Source organism: Pectobacterium aroidearum, assembly GCF_041228105.1.
In the GTDB taxonomy this organism is placed as follows: Bacteria; Pseudomonadota; Gammaproteobacteria; order Enterobacterales; family Enterobacteriaceae; genus Pectobacterium; species Pectobacterium aroidearum.
The window spans coordinates 4,018,768-4,035,505 of sequence record NZ_CP166097.1; the positions used below are offsets into that span (position 1 = coordinate 4,018,768).

At 53.4% G+C, this 16,738-nt stretch carries 19 protein-coding genes; 4 read left to right on the top strand and 15 right to left on the bottom strand.

Annotation, left to right across the window (positions count from 1 at the left end):
• Position 1: 1 nt before the first annotated feature.
• Positions 2-535, bottom strand: a complete 534-nt coding sequence (gene rppH / locus AB8809_RS18155) for an RNA pyrophosphohydrolase (RefSeq protein ID WP_012773594.1) — start codon at positions 533-535, stop codon at positions 2-4.
• Between the two features lie 696 nt (positions 536-1,231).
• On the opposite strand from rppH, the gene mutH reads away from it, so the two are divergent.
• From mutH to AB8809_RS18175, 4 genes are all read left to right on the top strand, one after another.
• The gene (mutH, locus tag AB8809_RS18160; protein ID WP_256542260.1) at positions 1,232-1,927 is read left to right on the top strand and encodes a DNA mismatch repair endonuclease MutH; all 696 of its coding nucleotides are present in this window, start codon (positions 1,232-1,234) and stop codon (positions 1,925-1,927) included.
• Positions 1,928-2,164: 237 nt separating this feature from the next.
• On the top strand, positions 2,165-2,881 hold the full coding sequence (locus tag AB8809_RS18165) for a TerC family protein (RefSeq protein WP_012773591.1): 717 nt from the start codon (positions 2,165-2,167) through the stop codon (positions 2,879-2,881).
• A gap of 185 nt (positions 2,882-3,066) precedes the next feature.
• The gene (locus AB8809_RS18170) at positions 3,067-3,273 is read left to right on the top strand and encodes a YgdI/YgdR family lipoprotein (RefSeq protein WP_155116496.1); all 207 of its coding nucleotides are present in this window, start codon (positions 3,067-3,069) and stop codon (positions 3,271-3,273) included.
• 185 nt (positions 3,274-3,458) lie between these two features.
• Complete coding sequence (locus AB8809_RS18175) at positions 3,459-4,499, top strand: NADP(H)-dependent aldo-keto reductase (protein WP_012773589.1); 1,041 nt, start codon at positions 3,459-3,461, stop codon at positions 4,497-4,499.
• A gap of 485 nt (positions 4,500-4,984) precedes the next feature.
• On the opposite strand, the gene phnE (AB8809_RS18180) is transcribed toward AB8809_RS18175, so the two are convergent.
• The 14 genes from phnE (AB8809_RS18180) to AB8809_RS18245 all read right to left on the bottom strand — a co-directional run bounded on the left by phnE (AB8809_RS18180) (position 4,985) and on the right by AB8809_RS18245 (position 16,738).
• Positions 4,985-5,881 carry a phosphonate ABC transporter, permease protein PhnE gene (gene phnE, locus AB8809_RS18180; RefSeq protein ID WP_349855173.1) on the bottom strand — a complete coding sequence of 299 codons (897 nt, stop codon included), beginning with the start codon at positions 5,879-5,881 and terminating at the stop codon, positions 4,985-4,987.
• A 1-nt stretch (position 5,882) separates the two neighbouring features.
• Positions 5,883-6,770 (bottom strand): phosphonate ABC transporter, permease protein PhnE, encoded by an 888-nt coding sequence (phnE, locus tag AB8809_RS18185; protein ID WP_349855174.1) that lies wholly within the window; start codon positions 6,768-6,770, stop codon positions 5,883-5,885.
• Between the two features lie 94 nt (positions 6,771-6,864).
• On the bottom strand, positions 6,865-7,797 hold the full coding sequence (gene phnD / locus AB8809_RS18190) for a phosphonate ABC transporter substrate-binding protein (RefSeq protein WP_349855175.1): 933 nt from the start codon (positions 7,795-7,797) through the stop codon (positions 6,865-6,867).
• Positions 7,798-7,926: 129 nt separating this feature from the next.
• Positions 7,927-8,754: a phosphonate ABC transporter ATP-binding protein gene (gene phnC, locus AB8809_RS18195; protein ID WP_181829833.1), complete on the bottom strand. Its 828-nt coding sequence runs from the start codon at positions 8,752-8,754 to the stop codon at positions 7,927-7,929.
• Between the two features lie 153 nt (positions 8,755-8,907).
• Positions 8,908-10,044 (bottom strand): alpha-D-ribose 1-methylphosphonate 5-triphosphate diphosphatase, encoded by a 1,137-nt coding sequence (gene phnM, locus AB8809_RS18200; RefSeq protein WP_349855176.1) that lies wholly within the window; start codon positions 10,042-10,044, stop codon positions 8,908-8,910.
• Complete coding sequence (gene phnL, locus AB8809_RS18205; RefSeq protein ID WP_349855177.1) at positions 10,031-10,744, bottom strand: phosphonate C-P lyase system protein PhnL; 714 nt, start codon at positions 10,742-10,744, stop codon at positions 10,031-10,033. The genes phnM and phnL overlap by 14 nt, the downstream gene beginning before the upstream one ends.
• Before the next feature lie 63 nt (positions 10,745-10,807).
• Positions 10,808-11,572, bottom strand: coding sequence for a phosphonate C-P lyase system protein PhnK (gene phnK / locus AB8809_RS18210; RefSeq protein ID WP_180778185.1), 765 nt, complete (start codon positions 11,570-11,572; stop codon positions 10,808-10,810).
• Complete coding sequence (locus AB8809_RS18215) at positions 11,559-12,413, bottom strand: alpha-D-ribose 1-methylphosphonate 5-phosphate C-P-lyase PhnJ (RefSeq protein ID WP_012773580.1); 855 nt, start codon at positions 12,411-12,413, stop codon at positions 11,559-11,561. The genes phnK and AB8809_RS18215 overlap by 14 nt, the downstream gene beginning before the upstream one ends.
• Complete coding sequence (locus tag AB8809_RS18220) at positions 12,406-13,482, bottom strand: carbon-phosphorus lyase complex subunit PhnI (RefSeq protein ID WP_349855178.1); 1,077 nt, start codon at positions 13,480-13,482, stop codon at positions 12,406-12,408. Before AB8809_RS18220 ends, AB8809_RS18215 begins: the two co-directional genes overlap by 8 nt.
• Complete coding sequence (gene phnH, locus AB8809_RS18225; RefSeq protein WP_349855179.1) at positions 13,482-14,057, bottom strand: phosphonate C-P lyase system protein PhnH; 576 nt, start codon at positions 14,055-14,057, stop codon at positions 13,482-13,484. The genes AB8809_RS18220 and phnH overlap by 1 nt, the downstream gene beginning before the upstream one ends.
• A complete protein-coding gene (phnG, locus tag AB8809_RS18230) occupies positions 14,057-14,503 on the bottom strand; it encodes a phosphonate C-P lyase system protein PhnG (protein WP_181829826.1) in 447 nt (148 codons plus the stop codon). The genes phnH and phnG overlap by 1 nt, the downstream gene beginning before the upstream one ends.
• Positions 14,504-15,217: a phosphonate metabolism transcriptional regulator PhnF gene (phnF, locus tag AB8809_RS18235; protein ID WP_180778427.1), complete on the bottom strand. Its 714-nt coding sequence runs from the start codon at positions 15,215-15,217 to the stop codon at positions 14,504-14,506. It lies immediately after the preceding gene.
• Positions 15,218-15,505: 288 nt separating this feature from the next.
• On the bottom strand, positions 15,506-16,219 hold the full coding sequence (locus AB8809_RS18240; protein ID WP_180778181.1) for a DUF2884 domain-containing protein: 714 nt from the start codon (positions 16,217-16,219) through the stop codon (positions 15,506-15,508).
• 174 nt (positions 16,220-16,393) lie between these two features.
• On the bottom strand, positions 16,394-16,738 hold the full coding sequence (locus AB8809_RS18245; RefSeq protein ID WP_012773574.1) for a YggL family protein: 345 nt from the start codon (positions 16,736-16,738) through the stop codon (positions 16,394-16,396).

The following is a 16,738-nucleotide window of genomic DNA, read 5'->3' on the forward strand; positions in this document are numbered from 1 at the left end:
ATTACCCTCTTTTTCGCCGGGGACCGGATGGGGTCGCCACCCGAGCCGCAACACTCTCCTGAAGCAGTATCACCGGGTTGATAAATTCCTTCATCACGCGACGATACACATCTCGCTTAAAAGAGACGACCTGACGTACCGGATACCAGTAACTCACCCAGCGCCAGCCATCAAATTCCGGCGTGCCGCTGCTCTGCATATTGATATCCGACTCATTACACATCAACTGTAGCAAAAACCATTTCTGCTTTTGGCCGATACAGACCGGTTTTGTATCCCAACGCACCAAACGCTTTGGTAATTTATAGCGTAACCAGTTACGGGTAGATGCCAGTACGCGCACATCCTTTTTTCTTAACCCGACTTCTTCAAACAGTTCGCGGTACATCGCCTGCTCAGCACTTTCACCGGGGTTAATTCCCCCCTGTGGAAACTGCCAGGAGTGCTGACCATAGCGCCGGGCCCACATCACCTGCCCCTGCCGATTACAGATTACAATACCAACGTTTGGGCGGTAGCCATCATCATCGATCACCGGACTACCTCAATAAACATCAATGCAAAGATGACCTGATTGTTTCACACTCCCGTCAGGCGGTAAACCACTGCTTAGAAAGCATGTGATACTAATAAAAGTAAGATAACCCACAGATAAGATCAAAGTTATAAACATGTGAAGGCTGAAATTCGCAATTTATTCACTTTTTCTGTGGACATCTTTGTGCAGAACCCATGAAGAAGTGAGTAAAACTCATTTTTCATGAAGAAAAAATATTACTGTAAATTAAAAAATAGTGCTTTTTATTCATAAAATTACAGTCCATCTCATCGGCAATATCGCCCCCTTTATTTTTGTTCAAATGGCATACAACACAAGATTGGCGAAAGATCGCACTATGCCGTTTTTATCCACAGGGAATGCCTCAAAGTCAGGCAATAAATAGGCAAAAACAGCAAAATGACCGGGAGTCAAGGCTGTAAATCGAACCAGTAATTCATGTTTATGTGGGTTATCCAAGAAATCTGTGGATAACCTAGTGTAAGATCCTGTTTATTGTCGGTGGCTATACGTGCACAGTTTGCAAAGCGATGTGCAGCGATCGCCATCACACTAAAAAAAAGCACTATGAATCATGCTATTATTGTTTTTCTCCACAGCCTTACAGACTGTGCATGGGTACGCCCTATCTGTTGTATTTTTTTTGAGCGGAAAAATATCGAGCGATACGCTATGAATTCACCCACGGTTCACACGACTGCACCGCCACATGAGCAAGCCTTACTGGAACGCGCGCAATCCCTCGCAGGTTATAATCTCGCGGAATTAGCGGACATCGCTCACCTGCCCCTTCCCGCCAACCTGAAACGCGATAAAGGCTGGATTGGCGTCTTGCTGGAACGTTTTCTGGGGGCAAGCGCAGGCAGTAAGCCCGAGCAGGATTTCCCCGATATCGGCGTTGAGCTAAAAACCATCCCGATTGATGAACAGGGTAAGCCGCTGGAAACCACCTTCGTCTGCGTCGCGCCGTTAACGGGCAACAGCGGCGTAACCTGGGAAAGCAGCCACGTACGGCACAAGCTCGCGCGGGTACTGTGGATTCCGGTGGAAGGCTCGCGACACATTCCGTTGGGGGAGCGCCGCATTGGCACGCCGCTGATCTGGAGCCCCAGCGAAGAAGAAGAGGAACAGCTGCGCTGCGATTGGGAAGAGTTGATGGATCTGATCGTACTTGGTCAGGTAGAAAGCATCACCGCCCGACATGGCGAAGTGCTGCAACTACGCCCCAAAGCGGCAAATAGCCGGGCCTTAACGGAGGCCATTGGCGAATTTGGTCAGCCGATTCTGACGCTACCCCGCGGGTTCTATCTGAAAAAAACCTTTACCGCGCCGCTGCTGGCCCGCCACTTTATGCAGCTCAGCAACTGAGCGTCATTAGGCTATGCTTCATCAGTGCGATACTTCGTCGTACACTGATTTATACGCCGCCATCGTGCGACAAAGGAATATGATCAGGGAAAAGCCTAACGCCAACCCTGAGTAAAAAGGGACGCCAGCACATGAGCCGCATGCAAAGTATGAAGGGTATCGACACTTTCGCTTGCCTACGCACCGAGCTGGCAGAGTATAATATCGTTTACGTTTCGTTTAAGGTGTATTGATATAATGTTTGATTGGATTGTTGATCCGAACGCTTGGTTAGCATTGGGAACGCTGACTATTCTGGAAATCGTTCTTGGGATCGATAACATTATCTTCCTGTCTCTGGTTGTCGCCAAACTGCCTAAAGCCCAACAAAACAAAGCGCGCCGCATCGGGCTGATGGGGGCGATGTTGATGCGCTTGGGACTGCTCGCGTCTATTGCCTGGGTCATGCGTTTGACTGACCCACTGTTTACCGCGTTCAACAACGAAATTTCCACGCGTGACCTGATTCTGTTCTTCGGGGGGCTCTTCCTGATCTGGAAGTCGAGCAAGGAAATTCACGAAACCGTCGAAGGCGGTTCAGAAGACCATACTTCCAAGGTGTATTCGTTCTTTGGCGCGATTGTGCAAATCATGCTGCTGGATATTATCTTCAGCCTGGACTCGGTGATCACCGCCGTCGGTCTGTCTGACCATCTGTTTATTATGATGGCTGCCGTCGTTATCGCCGTTGGCGTGATGATGTTCTCCGCACGCCCTATCGGTGAGTTTGTCGAACGCCACCCCTCCGTCAAAATGCTGGCCTTGTCGTTCCTGATCCTGGTCGGGTTCACCCTGATTCTGGAAAGCTTCGACGTTCACGTACCAAAAGGCTATATCTACTTCGCGATGTTCTTCTCGATGTCCGTCGAGGCGCTGAATCTGTTGCGCAGTAAAAAAGAGAAAACGGCACCCTGATCGATGTATCGCGTACGCTTTCGCGTCATACAGGTTAACCGGGCGGCAAATTTCCGCCCGGTTACACAAAATTAACGTCCTCAACACGCATTTTTTCCATTATTCCTACGTTCCCCCTCGCGACCATTTGCTAGACTCATTTAAGTTTTTGTATTTATTAATGGGTTCATACAATGAAAGTACGGATGAAAATGGCAGTGACACTGGCGCTATTATTTACCCTTGCGGGCTGTTCCAGCGACTACGTGATGGCAACAAAAGAGGGACAAATGCTTCTGACGCAGGGAAAACCCGTGCTGGATAAAGATACCGGACTACTCAGCTATATTGATGAGCAAGGTAATCAGAAACAGATCAACAGCGACCAGATCTCCCAGATCGTGCAGCGCTAACGGCAACGTTAGCCCGATCTTCCCCCATCGGGCGACGTTCTCTGGCAAAATCCCGCTTCCCCACTCGTCACGGCTTCGTTATAGTCGAATTCAGGTGTGTTCTCCCAAACTCATTGGAATCGCAAAAAATCATGCGGAAATGAGGAGAAATACGCCTGCTATTTTCAGACATAAGGAAGCTGGCAATGCAATATCACCGTATTCCCCATAGTTCTTTAGAAGTGAGCGTGCTGGGTCTTGGTACGATGACCTTTGGCGAACAGAACAGCGAAGCAGACGCTCATGCCCAGTTAGATCACGCCATTGCCGCAGGTGTTAACCTGATTGACACAGCAGAAATGTACGCCGTTCCTCCGCGCCCTGAAACACAGGGGTTAACCGAGAGCTATATCGGTTCCTGGCTGAAATCCCGTGGCGGCCGTGAAAAACTGATTGTGGCGAGCAAAGTCTCCGGTCCTGTGCGCGGAAACGATCACAGCATCCGCCCACAGCAGGCGCTGGATAGAAAAAACATCCGTGCCGCGCTGGATGCCAGCCTGCAACGGCTGAACACCGACTATATCGACCTCTATCAGTTGCATTGGCCGCAGCGCCAAACTAACTGTTTTGGCAAGCTAACCTATCAATATACTGACGACAAACCGGTCGTCACGCTGCTGGAAACGCTGGAGGCACTGAATGAACAGGTGCGTGCCGGTAAGATTCGCTACGTCGGCGTCTCCAACGAAACCCCGTGGGGCGTGATGCGCTATCTGCACCTGGCGGAAAAACACGATCTGCCACGCATCGTTTCAATTCAGAACCCCTACAGCCTGCTGAATCGCAGCTTTGAAGTCGGCTTAGCAGAAATCAGCCAGCATGAAGGCGTAGAACTGCTCGCCTATTCGTCACTGGCGTTCGGTACGCTGACGGGTAAATACCTGAATGGCGCAAAACCTGCTAACGCACGCAACACGTTGTTTAGCCGCTTCACCCGCTATACCGGTCCGCAGGCTCAGGCGGCGGTTGCCGAGTACGTGGCGCTGGCGCAAAAGCACGGTTTGAATCCGGCACAAATGGCATTGGCGTTTGTGCGTCAGCAGCCGTTCGTTGCCAGCACGCTGCTGGGCGCGACCACGCTGGAGCAACTGCAAATCAACCTCGACAGCCAGAACCTGACGCTGGACGGCGAGATCCTTGATGAACTGGAAGCGATCCACCGTCGGTTCACGTTCCCGGCACCGTAAATGCCCAAAACAGGGGCTGACAAGCCCCTGTTCCCCCCTTCCCTTTTACCTACAGTCTTTTAGTCACATTTTTATGCAGATGCGGAGACGGTTTCGTGCGCTACAATACCGTCATTTTCATGCTACGTCGTAGCACGCGCCCGACTCAGGGCGCTCAGTCGCCGCCGCCCTGAGAACCCCGGCTTCCGGCTAAATTATGTCGCTACGCGATGCCATCGGTGGTCATGACCGCTAGACGAGCCGCCAGTGACGCGTTTACTCGCCCCATAAACGGGGCTCGCCCTTCGGGCCAGCACAAGTGCTGTTCAAAAACGTCTCTGACGTTTTTGTCCGACGCGGCACTTAGCTTTCGCGGCATCCATGCCGCTCACTCGGCGGTCATGACCACCGCTGCATAATTTCTTACGCCGGATAACGGTCCCCCCCCCTTTGCGCCCTACATTAATTCTGTATAAGAGCAAGCGTCACAACAGAGAGGCAAACACTTAATTATGGGCGTCGCTATCTTTTGGCTGAAAAAGCGGAACGTCTTTGCCGGTGATATAGCGCTTGCGCAGCCAGGCTGATATCCCATCCATGACCATCACTATCGCAACTAAAATCAGCGTGATAAACATCACGACATCCCAGTTCCATAAGCGCATGTTCTCCGCATAGACCAATCCAATGCCCCCTGCGCCGACAAAACCTAATACGGCGGCTGAGCGGGTATTCGACTCTATCTGGTAGAGACTGAGCGCCAGAATAACGGGAAATGATTGCGTGAAAATACCAAAGCGGTGCTTTTGTAACGCATTAGCGCCTAACGCGCTCAGGCCTCGTCCGGGTGAACGCTCGACGGCCTCATGTCCTTCGGCGTAGAGCTTGCCGAGCAGACCAATATCCTGCATGACGATAGCCAACAACCCCGCCAGCGGTCCCAGCCCGACAGCCCGCACAAATATCAGCCCCCAAATCGCCATATCAATACCGCGCATCATGTCCAACAGGCACCGCACTAGCAGCGCAATCGGCCGTAATCCGCGGCGCTGCATGATGTTACGCGCCGCAAAGAAGGAGAGTAACAGCGCGATGCAGGTTGCCGTTACCGTACCGGCAAACACGATCGACAGCGTGATGGCAATTTGCGACAGGTAATAACCAAAGGGCCAGTTGGCAAAATCATGCCAGACGAACATGCGTAAAAAGTAGTGCCCTAGCTGCGCCGATCCATTAAGCCACTGCGTCCAGCTAATGCCAAAGGTCTGAAAAAAGAACAGGTAATACAGCATGACCGCCAGCACCAGCAGTATGACCCGGCGTAGATAGCGCGACTGTATGCGAAACAGTTCAGGATGCTGCGTTTTCAATTGCTCTACATCCGGCGACGTTACCGTTCTCATATCACTTTCCTTCTACCACGCGGCGGCGTAAATAGCCGGAGACACCATCCAGCAGCGATACCACAGCAAGAATCAGTAACAAGGTCATGCTCACCTGATCATAGCGATCAAGCTTAATGTTGGTCATCAGCTCCTGACCAATACCACCCGCCCCCACCAGACCAAGAATGGTGGAAGAGCGGAAATTAATTTCCATACGCATAAAGCTGTAGGAGAGAAAAATCGGCTTTACCTGTGGCCAAAAAGCAAAGCGCATAATCTGGATCTTGCTGGCACCACAGCTTGCCAGACCGCGTACCGGCCGATCGGACGCGCTTTCCAGAGACTCATAAAACAGTTTGGTTAAGCTGCCGACAGTGTGCAGCGCCAGCGCAATAAAGCCGGGCATAGCGCCAATACCAAAAGCCATAACAAACATGACCGCCCACCCCAGTTCCGGCATGGTGCGTAAAAAGGCCACCAGCGCACGAATAGATACACGCAGCAGCATCGAAGGTTGCGTATTCGAAGCGGCACAAAATGCCAGTATTGTGGCCGCCGCCACCGCAATGATCGTGGAGGCCAGAGCCATTTGCAGCGTTTCCCAGATCAGCGGCAGCTGTATGGGCAGCCGATACCCCCAATAAGCCAACGAGCCTTCGGTGTGAACGTTCGCCAGAAGCTGTTGCCAGTGCAATACAGGCAGCGTATCGCGTACATAGCTGAAAAAATTCGGCAGAGTATGCCAGATAGTTGCGGGACTGAACTCGGCGACCTTGCCCGCCCCCAGAAACAGGCAGGCCAACAGTAAAGACCACAGCAGCGCCTCGCGCTTTTGTCGCCCTTTAATCTGTTGATAATAGTGCTCAAAGTCATTATTCAAAGCTGTGTCCTGTTTACCGGACGTCATACCATGACGTTGATTAGCGGACCGAAAATGTTGCCGCCCGTTCGATATCACGTCCGAACGGGCGTTTAGGGAGTGGCGAAGCGCCCGCTCTCGATCAGCGGCTGCCTTTCGTCAGTTCGCGTTTCATGTCGATGATGTGTTTGTAGTCATTCAGGCTTGCCGGACCGATGTGCTGAGTCCCGCCCATCGCTTTCACAAAGCATTCATGCTGTTCTTTATCCAATTTCATCACCGCAGTAATGACCTTCTGTTTGAAATCCGCGGGGAGCTTGTTGCTGACCAAAATCGGCCCATTCGGGATCATCGGAGATTTCCAGATAATACGGAGCTGCTGCATCAGGTCCGGGTGATCCATGCGGATCAGACGGGTAAACGCGCCGGCGGTATAGCCCGTGTTGTAATCGCCTACCATCGATGTCCAGGCGACAGCACCGTCAAATTGGCCGTTCAGTACGCCCAGAATGTCCTGCTCATGGCCGCCAGAGAACGTTACGCTGGAAAAGAAATTGTTGTATTTGTTGTCGTTGTTCCCACCAAATTTCTGTTTGAATACCTGATTGGGCACCAGAAACCCCGAGGTTGAATCGGGATCGGCAAAGCCAAAGGATTTCCCTTTCAGGTCTTCCAGCTTTTTGTAGGGGCTGTCGGCTTTGACCACCACCACAGAGTAGTAGCCACGCGACTGGTCTTTATCGTCAACAGCAATACCGACAATATCCACCGCATTAGGATCTTTCAGATAGACGGAGGCGAAAGACGATGGCGACATGCTCAGAACCAGATCGACTTTTCCTCCCAGTAAACCCTGAATGACGCCGGAGTAGTCAGAAGCGTTACGCAACCGAGTCTCAACCCCTAACTCTTTATCAAGGAACTGTTTGACGCATTGATTATCACCGATCTGCTGTGTCGCATTTTGCCCGCCCAAAATCCCCAGATTCAGCTCTTTCGGCACTCCCGCCGCCGTGGCGCTGAAGACGGTCAGTGAACTGGTTAACATCATCGCCAAACCAAAGATCTTTCTCATTGCTATCCCCTGTTTTCATGTCAAAGGCCATCGTGTTGAACGCGCATTGTTTTAAATCGACATTGTTTTAAATCGACATTGCTTTAAATCGACTTGTGCTAAATCGACATTGTGTTAAATCCACATGTGTTAATGCGCGTTCAGTTCATCGCCATACAGCGTATGAAGCAGCGGCTCATCCAATCGCGTTGGGTGACCGTCAAAAACAATGCGCCCCTGAGCGATCCCGATGACGCGCGTACAGTAGCGCTTCACCAGATCCACCGAGTGCAGGTTAACCATGACGCTAATCCCCTGCTGGCTCACTTCCCGCAAGACATCCATAATGCGGCGGGTATTCTTGGGATCGAGCGACGCGACCGGTTCATCGGCCAGCAGAATTCTGGGCTGCTGCATGAGAGCCCGACAGATGGCGACGCGTTGCATCTGGCCGCCAGAGAGGTTTTCCGCACGCTGTAGCGCCTGCGGCAACATGTTTACCCATTGCAACAGTTCGATGGCGCGAGCGCGGTCCTCGTCGGAAAACACACGAAACAGTGATTTGAGCGTAGAGGTTTGGCTAAGGCGGCCTAACAAGACGTTAGTGAGGACATCCAACCGCGGAACCAGACAGAAATCCTGAAAGATCATGCCGCAATGGGTGCGCCATTGGCGTATCTGGCGCGGGCTGAGCTTGATGATATCCTGCGGCTGCTCACCGCTGTGGTTGATAATTTCACCTCCGGAGGCGGGAATCGTGCCGTTTAACAGATGCAGTAGCGTCGATTTTCCCGCTCCGGAACGGCCAATAACAGCAACCAGTTCTCCCGTGTGCAGATCGAAGTTAATGTCGTCTAGCACTCGATGTTGTGGAGACCACGCTTTCCCTACGCCCCGAACGGACAACACCTTTTGCGACCGAACGGGCTGTAACTGCGTTTTAAATTCGAGGCCGGATTTCAATAATACCTGTGCCATCTTAGTATCCTCATGTGGTGAGGTCGCTCACTCATTAAGAACAGACGGCGTGATGATTTCATGAACAATTAATGATTAAAAAATGACCATTTGCAACGATTTGCAACTCTCTCTTTGTCCACGCCACCTCCCACAACGAAGGCAATCAACCGGTTAATACACTTTCTGCCCTTTTGCCCAGACATGACGAATATGAACATGGCCGTGAAACGTATGCGCCAGAACCAAATCGGCACGTCTCCCTTCGGCAATCACACCGCGATCGTGTAACCCAATAGCGCGGGCAGGATTGCGTGTCAGCAGGGTAATAGCGCGCGGCAGGTCATAAGGATTACTCTCGTCCTGGGCAAGACGAAATGCGGCATCCAACAGGCTGGCGGGGTAGTAATCGGAAGAGAGAATGTCCAGCAATCCCAATTGAGCCAGTCGACTGGCTGACACGTTGCCGGAATGCGAGCCACCACGTACCACGTTGGGAGCCCCCATCAACACCAGCAACCCACATTCGTGTGAGCATCTCGCCGCCGCTTCGGTAGTGGGAAATTCAGCAATTGCGCTGCCCACCTGAAGGGATTCGTTAACGTGTTCTACCGTCGCATCATCATGACTTGCCAGAGTGATCCCTTTTTCACGGCAGAGTGCTGCAATGGCGAAGCGATTGGGCTGAGACCAGCGAGCGGCCAGCGCCATCTGTTCCTCCTCAAACGCAGCCATCTGCTGATTACTGAGATGATATTTTCCCTGAAAATACTCGCGGTATTTCTGCAACGAGGTGTACTGCCGCTGGCCGGGTGAGTGATCCATCAATGACACCAGCAAGAGATCGGGCGTATTCATCAGTTGTTCAAACAGCGGAACGGTGGCGTCATACGGCAGTTCACAGCGCAGGTGCAATCGGTGTTCAGCGCGGTTGAGCCCTTTTTCCTGCCCCTGACGGATGGCGTCGATCATTTTATCTAGGTTATCGAAGCGATGCCCGCCGTCCCGCACGTCACCCACAGCAATCGCGTCCAGTACGGTGGTGATGCCATTCGCTACCATCAATGCGTCGTGACTGCTCATTGCCGAGTAAGCAGGCCAATCTACTTTTGGCCGCGGGGTAAAAAATTTATCGAGATTATCGGTATGCAGTTCCACCAGCCCCGGCAGCAGAAAACCACCCTCACCATCAATGGCCTCGGGCAATTGGCTACATGTGCTGCTGACACGGAGAATCACGCCGTTTTGCACGTCCAGCGATCCGTAAATTACCTCATTTTCCAACACCAAGTGGACATTATTGATAATCATGTTGCCGCACCCCAGGATAAGGTTGCATGGTGTGTAAATGCGTGGCGAGTCGGTTACGCACCGCACTGTCATGGAAAATACCGACAATCGCCGCTCCGCGTTCACGGGCTTCTTCAATCAGTTGAACCACCACATGGCTATTGCCGCTGTCCAGCGACGCAGTCGGTTCATCCAGCAGGAGAATCGGATAGTCGGCGATAAATCCCCGGGCGATGTTCACCCGCTGCTGTTCACCACCGGAGAAGGTCGATGGCGGCAGCGACCATAGCCGTTCTGGCACGTTGAGCCGGGCAAGCAGTTGTCTGGCGCGCGCTTCACATTCGCCCCGCGCAATCCCCCGCTCCAGCAGAGGTTGAATGACGACATCCAGTGTAGAGACGCGGGGAATTACTCGTAAAAACTGGCTAACCCAGCCAATGGTGTCGCGGCGAATGGCAAGGATTTGCCGTGACGAGGCGTTCACCAGATCGATCCAGTGCTGGTGATGCTTGACCCAGATGTGGCCGCGGTTAGGCTGATAGTTGGCATACAGCGAGCGTAGTAGCGTGGATTTACCACTGCCGGAATGCCCATCCAGCACCACACATTCCCCTGATTTGACTTCAAGATTGGCATCATGCAACACGGGCAGCGATGCTCCGTGCTGATTGTGTAACACGAAGACTTTATAAACATGTTCAACGCGCAGTTGTGTGTTCATGGCGTGTTCCGATTGATTACAACCTGATTCACCCGCGATGACGCGGGAGTCACGGGGCTTCGGTCAGTTCAGGACTGACGAAACCAGCAGTTGCGTATAAGGGTGTCTGGGATCGTCCAGCACGCGGTCAATCAAGCCGCTTTCGACAACCCGCCCTTGTTTCATCACGATCAGGTGGTGGGCCAACATCCGCGCGACGCCCAAATCATGCGTCACGATCACCACCGCCAGATTCAGTTCACGTACCAGCGTCCGTAAGAGATCCAGCAGGCGAGCCTGCACGGAAACATCAAGGCCGCCCGTCGGTTCATCCATGAAGACCAGTTTGGGACGCGTCACCAGACTACGGGCAATTTGCAGGCGCTGCTGCATCCCGCCAGAAAAGGTGGTGGGTAGATCGTCAATACGCGCTACCGGGATCTCCACATCCTGCAACCACTGGCTGGCCTGCTGGCGAATCTCGCCGTAGTGGCGCTGCCCGGCGGCCATTAGCCGTTCACCAATATTGCCGCCGGCCGAAACCTGCGGGCGCAGGCCGTCAAGCGGGTACTGATGCACGACGCCCCATTCGGTGCGCAGCAGCCGTCGCCGCTCACTTTCGCTCAGGCGATATAAATCACGCCCCTGATACTCAATCGTTCCCTGCTGTGGCGTTAAACGTGCCGAAATAGCCTGTAATAAGGTGGTTTTCCCCGACCCCGACTCCCCGACAATCCCCAGCACTTCACCCGGAAAAAGTTCAAACGAGACGTCTTCAAAACCCTTTTCCGGCGCATAAAGGTGCGTCAGGTTATTGACCGCCAGCAGCGGCTGTTCACTGCGGTTCATGGCTGTTTTTCTCCTGCTGCTGACGGCAGTAGTCGGTATCGGAGCAGACAAACAGACGCGATCCTTCATCATCTATCACGATTTCATCAAGGTAGCTGTCATGTGAACCGCACAGCGCACAGGGCTGTTCCCAGCGCTGAACGCAGAACGGGTGATCGTCAAAATCCAGACTTTTCACGTCACAGTAGGGAGGCAGGGCGTAGATGCGCTTTTCTCTGCCTGCGCCAAACAATTGCAGCGCCGGCATCCTGTGCATTTTGGGATTATCAAACTTTGGAATGGGTGACGGATCCATCACGTAACGGTCATTCACCTTCACCGGATACGCATAGGTTGTCGCAATATGGCCATAGCGGGCGATATCTTCGTACAGTTTCACCTGCATGATGCCGTACTCTTCCAGCGCATGCATTTTGCGCGTCTCAACCTCGCGCGGCTCAATAAAACGCAGCGGTTCAGGGATAGGAACCTGATAGATCAGGATCTGATCTTCTTTCAGCGGCGTTTCAGGAATGCGGTGGCGCGTCTGAATCAGCGTGGCCTCGGCGGTACGTTCGGTGGTCACCGCCCCGCTCACGCGCTGGAAGAAACGCCGAATGGATACGGCATTGGTTGTATCGTCCGCGCCCTGATCAATCACTTTCAGTACATCGTTTTCACCAATCAGGCTCGCGGTAAGCTGAATACCACCAGTTCCCCAGCCATAGGGCATCGGCATTTCCCGTCCGCCAAACGGCACCTGATAGCCGGGAATCGCTACCGCCTTCAATATGGCGCGACGGATAGTCCGTTTGGTTTGCTCATCAAGATAGCCAGGGTTATAGCCGTTTAACTCATGCATCGTTGCTCTCCTGATACTCCCGGCGCAGACGTTTCAGGAGTTCCAGCTCGGCCTGAAAATCGACGTAATGCGGCAATTTAAGATGAGAGACAAATCCCGCCGCCTCGACGTTATCCGCATGCGACAGCACAAACTCCTCGTCTTGCGCCGGACTGGTCACCTGTTCGTGATGCTCTTCGGTTTGCAGCGCACGATCCACCAACGCCATCGACATGGCCTTACGTTCCGCCCGACCAAACACCAATCCGTAGCCTCGGGTAAAGTGAGGCGCGTCCTCCTCCTTGTCGGTAAACCCGTTGACCATTTCACACTCGGTCAGCAGGATCTCGCCGATTTCCAGCAGAAACCCCAGCTCCTCCGGCACGATCTCCACCGTGACAAAGCCTGTGCGGATCTCTCCTGCAAAGGGATGGGTGCGGCCATAGCCGCGCTGTGTCGAGTAGCTCAGGGCCAGCAGGAACCCTTCATCCCCCCGCACCAGCTGTTGCAGACGTGCCGAACGCGGGGCCGGATAGCTCGGGGGATCGCGGGTGATATCACAAGGCTCACTGCCATCATCTTCTTCCCTGACGGCAAACCCTTCGCGAGTCATCAGATCAAATATCAGCGGACACGCGGCTTCCAGCGGCATATCCGCACTCGACGGTGCAGGTGTATCACCGTTGGCAAGCAGCGTGAAATCCAGCAAGCGGTGAGTATAATCGTAGGTAGGGCCGAGAACCTGACCGCCCGGCACATCTTTGTAGACTGCCGAAATACGTCGCTCAATCCGCATGTTCGCCGTCGTTAACGGCAGGCTGTCGGCCAGACGTGGCAGCGTCGTGCGATACGCACGCAGGAGAAAAATGGCTTCCACCACATCCCCACTGGCCTGTTTAATCGCCAGCGCCGCCAGTTCACGATCGTAGATACCGCCTTCGGTCATCACGCGATCGACGGCCAGACCGAGCTGCTGTTCAACCTGCTGGCAGTCAATTTCCGGGATGTCACGATCCCCACGGCGCAAATCTTCCTGTAAGCGATGGGCATTTTCGATCGCTTTCTCTCCCCCTTTCACGGCGACGTACATCAGCAGACCTCCACATAAGTGGTGCGCGGTAACGCCATCATGGCATCGGCACAGGTGAACATCAGATCGATACCTTGCGGAAAAGGATCGGGACGGTGGCAGAGATAACGCAATATGTCCGGCGGCAACGACGGGTCAACGATACGTGAGGTTTCCAGCCCCGGTCCGCTCAGGCGCAGCGGCGTGCCGCCGCTCAGAGAGGAAACGTCGATGATGACCGTGGTACTCTTTTCCGGCGACATATCATCCCCCGCCGAAAACCGGGACAGCGAGATTGCCGATGAGGCACGAAGCAAGGCGAAAACCGCCGATTCATCTCCGGTCAGTATCGCACCGGTATGAAAACGCAGGTTGCTGCGGAGGGTTTCATCATTCAATGCGTCATCCAGCCAGAGCGGCGTGTCATGATCGACCAGCGTCAGCATCACCGCCGTCGCGGCAGGAGACAACTTTCCCCACCCATGTTGTAACGGCAAAGTCACCGTTACGCCCGGTTCGCTAACCGCTTTGAGGATGCGCCGAAAAGCAGATTGCGCGTCAGCCACCGGCTGCGCAAAGCTCGCCTGTATAGACATCAGTTATCTCCGCGAACCAGCGTGAAGAAATCGACCTTGCTACTGGCAATTTGACGTGCGCGCCGTTGGCACAACTCGGCGCGCTGCGCTGCCAGAGGCTGGATGAGGTGCTCCTGCAACCGATCGTGGTTTTCCGGCAGTTGCAATAGCGCATCGATGAGGGCGCAGCGCTCTGCATGGGCTTTATCTCGCCCAGCGATATAGCTGTACCCGCACGTACCGTCAGCCAGACGCACCACGGCACGCGTTATCGTCATATCCCCCAGCACAAAGCGCTTGCCCGTTCCTCCCATTCTCGCCTGTAGACGAGTCAGGCCAATTTCAGCCGCGCGCAGGACGGCATACTGCGGGTGCAGATTGAGCGCGTGCCAACGCTTCTCCAGCTCGGCAACCGGGCTGAATGCCAGCACCGAGAGCCAGTGTTGACGGCGTGTTTGCGTATCCATCTAGTGCTCCAGCGTCAGTTCGATCATATCGCCACGGGTCAGGCTGATGGAGTACTCGGCGATCTCACCGTTTGCGGTTTTATTCAGCGTGCGTAAACACAGCAGTGGAGACTGCGCATCGATTTCCAACAGTCGGCTTTCCTTAGCCTGAGCCAGCCGCGTGCTAATGCGCGTTTGCGTGCGAACCAGCGCCTGATTTAGCCGCTCGGTAATAAAGTCGTGCAGTGAGCCGCGAGTGAACTGCTGTAGATGCGGCCACCAGGAAAGGTTGGGCAGGAAGTGGTTAATAACGCAGACCGGAATACCATTAACCCGACGCAGCGTGCGCAAATGGATGACGCTATCGCCTTCATCACAGCCTAGTGCGGTGGCAATCTCTTGACTCGCCGGACTCAGCATGGCCAGCAATCGTTCGCTGGAAGGGCAACTGCCTTGATCCAACAGGTTCTGGCTAAAGTGAGCCTGCGCATGCAGCGGGTAGTCGTAAGGCCGCATAAGCACCAAAATCCCCACACCGTGACGGCGTTGAACCAGCCCTTTTTTCACCAGGTCATCCACTGCCCGGCGTAACGTATGGCGGTTAACGGCGTAGTGCGTAGCCAGTTGCTTCTCAGAAGGGAGATAGTCGCCACATTTGTAGCGTTCGCGTAGCGCTTCTTCTAGCCGGGCGGCAATCGCCTGATAGAGAGTGGTCGGAGGTCTGGACAACTGCATCATAAAAAATCTCCCATAAGCAGGGGGCATTAATACGATTCGGAAGGAGAACGCTGGAGTGCATAAATATTGAACAATATTGGCGGGAAAATATGTCGGTATCGTTAATCAGACGTGGCACAAAAATGAACTTTTTTCGATAGGCAGCTATCGGTAAGCATGATTCATGGTGTAACCGTCATGCCCCCGGATAGGGGAATAAGGGGGCTGGTCGAGAAGGAAAATGGAGAGAAAAACGAAAAAACGGACCTCAGCCCGTTTCCTTAAGCAGCTTCAAGCTGCTTCAACTTACTTCAGTGTCTGCAACAGGCTCTTGCGCTGATTTTCTAACGACGTAACGCGGCTACATACATCGTTGCCAAAGCGCTGGAACTCCAGTTCCTGATTATTCCACTCGGCCTGAATCGCTTTCTGCAAACCGCCGAGGTTGCCCATCATCGCCTGTAGCGGGTTACCGCCACTGGACATCTGTTTTACGCCCATCTCGTTCAGGCTATCCTGCAAGACGCCGCCCATGCTTTGCTGCACGATCTGCTTGCCATCTTGCTCGACCTGCTTAATAGCCTGATGGTGGAACGTCAGGCCATCGCTACGGTGTTCGATAATACGGTTCATCTGCTGCTTGAGCTGTTTATCCAGCGTAGTCAGACGATTGCGCACATTGCTGTCGCTGCCGAGCTCCTGCACGATCACTTTATCCAGTGCGACTCGCGCTTTTTCCAGATGCTGCTGCGCGCCCTGATCGATCCACGGCAGTTGCTGGCGTATATCCGCCTGATAGGCTTTGGCTTTCTGGCGCTGTTCGGCGTTCAGGGTCAGCGGCGTACCGTTACGGACGATATCGCCCTGCGGGGAAAGCTGTAAATTACCGCTGGCACCCACGACCTGTACGTGCTGCGGACTGATAATGATGTCGTCCTGCGGATTCACGTTGCACTGGTAGGCTGCCTGCGCCTGCCAGGACAGCAGCATCAATAAACCCAAGGTCATTTTACGCGACATATTTTCTCCTGAAGAAAACAACGGCAGTGGCGGGAAAGCGGCAATGTGTCCTTTGATGAGGCGGGTAACGCCTGAGCCACAATCAGCTCAGGCATTTTTTGCCTGGATCAAAGCGTTGGCCTAAACCAAGGCTTTTCTGCTTTTACTTATTTTCTACTTTTACTTAAGCAAAAATTACAGCAGGTTTTCTGGCAGATCCCACCAGATATCGAACAGATCGCTGACTTTCACATCCGTCAGTTTCTGTTCTTCCAGCCAGCGGCTAACCAGTTGGCGGTGCTCTTCGGTACAATGACCCAGTTTTTGCAGGCAGATGAGACCTTCCCAGTGCAGATAACCGCTGCCTTCAAATGCCAGACCCTGTGGTTCAATCACTTCATCGACGAACTTATCCATCAGTTGATCGATGTCTTCAACGCTAGTGCCCTCAGGAAAGCGGAAGCTGACTGAAAAACCTAATTCCTGAAATTCATCAATGTGCAGTTTTTTACGTAAACGACGGCTACGAGCTTGTGCCAT